Source organism: Negativicoccus succinicivorans (assembly GCF_018373335.1).
Classification (GTDB): domain Bacteria; phylum Bacillota; class Negativicutes; order Veillonellales; family Negativicoccaceae; genus Negativicoccus; species Negativicoccus succinicivorans_A.
In genome coordinates this window covers 1-1,395 of record NZ_JAHAHH010000130.1, presented here as the reverse complement: position 1 = coordinate 1,395, position 1,395 = coordinate 1, and the positions used below count along the sequence as shown (strand labels likewise).

The 1,395-nt window shown below is 48.2% G+C and carries 1 protein-coding gene; it reads right to left on the bottom strand.

What is annotated here, in order from left to right; genetic code table 11:
* On the bottom strand, window positions 1-1,395 hold a 1,395-nt coding region (locus KH813_RS06695; protein ID WP_303994564.1), incomplete at both ends, for a hypothetical protein.

The window sequence follows — 1,395 nt, the reverse complement described above, 5'->3', positions numbered from 1 at the left end:
TATTAAGCGCCAGCCCTTTGGAAATAACGATATCCTTATTCGTATACCCTAACGCTGTTAATATTTCGGGGGCGGTGGTTAAGTGAATCATCTGCCTATCCGAAACCGTATCATCATTTAGTACGGCGATAAACCTTTCACCTTCCCGCTCGAACTCGGCGCGCTCTTTCTCCGTGATAAAAGTCACGGTTTTATCTTGTTGTAGATACTGCGCCGCCATTTTGTCCGCCGCGTCCGGTGTATATTCGTTCATAGCAAAAAGCGGGTGCATGTCAAGATAATCTGTCGCGACAAAGTCTGTATGCCCCATGTCGTGCATCATTTGCGTAAATACTTTAGCGCGTTTTGCCCACAAATAAGCCGCCTGATGTGCGCTTTCCTGTGCGTCTCCGCCGACGTTATCCATGTATTTTTTTACATCGTCGTACACTTTCATTTCGTCCGGAGATAAGTACATGCGCAAGGACACGGCTTTTTCTTTCTGCAACTCGTCAAACGTATCTTTGTAGGCGTCTATCGTGTTCAACGCATCGACCATTTTGCGCCCGTTTTCGATCTGTTGTAACGCGTCCTCGTATTCTTGTTCGCTTTTGATTACGCCGCTTGACCGGAAATATTGCACCTCTTTTTCTTCTTCGTCAAGCATTATTCTGTAAAATTCGTCTGTTCGCGGCTTGCGTTTATATGTCGCGTAAAAATCTTTATACCATTGCGGATTGCTTGACATGCGCAACATTCTGTCCTGATCGTAAACAGAATCACGCCCCGGAACAAGTTCAATTGCGCCGTCCGCCAAGTCTTTGCGCATGCTATTAAGTTGATCGGCAAACTCCTGTTCGATACCGTCTATAATTCCCTTGCGTACCGTCTTGCGCGCCGCGCCCAAGTCCAGCGGATTCGCCACAAGTACCTGCCGGATTGTTTCTTTGTCCGCATCGTCCGCCGCTGAAAATTTATCAGCCAACACGCGATCGGTCGCATGGATCATTCTGTCAATATCGTCTTGCAGTTCTTGCGCGTACTTGCTTGCGGCCATGTTTTCCCAATGCGCCGCCATTTCCGCTTGTGTCGTTCCGTCTTGCGTCCACGCGCTTGCCTTGTCTACCGCCGCCCGTTCCTGTTCCGTAAAATCTTCTTGCAAATATACGCCAACCGGCACTTCCAGCCGGCCTTCCGTTTCAATTGCCGTCTGCAAGGCTTGTTCCGACACGATATTACTGCTTACCATGTTATTCAAGATATTGCGGCCATTTTCTGTTTCCATAAGCGCGTTAGCATCAACAAAAAAAGCGCCAAGACCTTGTTTGTCTGCCGCCTCTTGTACCGACTTTGTATATAATTCCGGATCTTTTTTGAATAACGCGCTCGCCTGTTTGTCCGCTTCAAGGTCGCGCA